Origin of the sequence: Thiococcus pfennigii (assembly GCF_016583835.1) — a bacterium.
GTDB classification, from domain to species: domain Bacteria; phylum Pseudomonadota; class Gammaproteobacteria; order Chromatiales; family Chromatiaceae; genus Thiococcus; species Thiococcus pfennigii.
On sequence record NZ_NRRW01000138.1, the window covers coordinates 1 to 1,183 of the forward strand.

The 1,183-nt window shown below is 62.7% G+C and carries 1 protein-coding gene; it reads left to right on the top strand.

Going from position 1 to position 1,183, the window contains the following annotated elements; translation table 11 throughout:
* Nucleotides 1–11 precede the first annotated feature (11 nt).
* Nucleotides 12–1,151, top strand: a complete 1,140-nt coding sequence (locus tag CKO41_RS18275; RefSeq protein WP_200383289.1) for an IS630 family transposase — start codon at nt 12–14, stop codon at nt 1,149–1,151.
* The last annotated feature ends 32 nt before the right edge of the window (nt 1,152–1,183 follow it).

Sequence of the window (1,183 nt, forward strand, 5' to 3'; positions counted from 1 at the left end):
GGGAGGCAACCATGGCGAGGAAAACGGCTCGTGCGGCGCTGAACTTGTCCGATGAGCAGCGCCGCTCGTTGACGGAGCTGGCGCGCTCGCGCACCGCTGCGGTGCGCGAAGTCGAGCGCGCGCGCATCCTGTTGCGTTACGCCGATGGCGTTTCGATCAGCGCGATCCACAGACAAGTCGGCGTCAGCCGACCGATGATCTACAAGTGCATCGACAAGGCCTTGGCCGCGGGCATCGCGGCGGGGCTGAAAGACACCTACCACCGACCGCATCCTCCGGAAATCACCGAGGAGGCGAAGGCGTGGGTCGTCAATCTGGCCTGTGCCAAACCCAAGGACCTGGGCTTGGCGGCGGAACTGTGGAGCCTCTCGGCGTTGGCCGCCTATGTGCGCGAGCACGCCGAAGCGGCCGGCTTTGCGCGCTTGGCTGGGGCGGGGAAAAGCACCATCTGGCGGATTCTCAACGAACACGAGCTCAAGCCCCACAAGATCACCTACTACCTGGAGAAACGCGACCCGGCCTTCGAGGAGAAGATGCGCGAGGTGCTGATCGTCTACCGCGAGGTGGCGCTTGAGCGAGAGCGGGCCGCGGCCGATCAGAACCCCCTGTCGACCTATACCGTCAGTGTCGACGAGAAACCTGGCGTGCAGGCCATTGGCCTGACGGCGCCCGATCTCCCGCCGGTGCCGGGTAAAGCGCCGAGCGTGGGCCGCGATTATGAATACGTTCGCTATGGGACAGCCTCGATTCTGGCCGGCATCGACCTGCACACTGGACACCTCTTCGCCCACATCGAAGAGCGCCATCGCAGCCGCGAATTCATCGCCTTGCTGCAGTCGCTCGACGCTTACTACCCGGCGGGGGCGACCATCCGCCTGGTGCTGGATAATCATTCTGCGCATATCTCGAAGGAAACCATGGCCTATCTCGCCACCCGTCCGGGGCGTTTCGAGTACGTGCACACGCCCAAGCATGGCTCCTGGCTCAACCTCATCGAGTGCGCCTTCTCCAAAATGGCCCGTACCTTCCTCCGCCACATCCGCGTCGCCTCGCTCGAGGAGCTCAAAGCCCGCATCCGTCAAGGCATTGATGAGATGAACGCCGCCCCGGTTGTCTTCCGCTGGAAGAAGTTTGATCTAGGGCTGGCGTGATATGTAACTTTATTGTTGGAACGAACTACTAG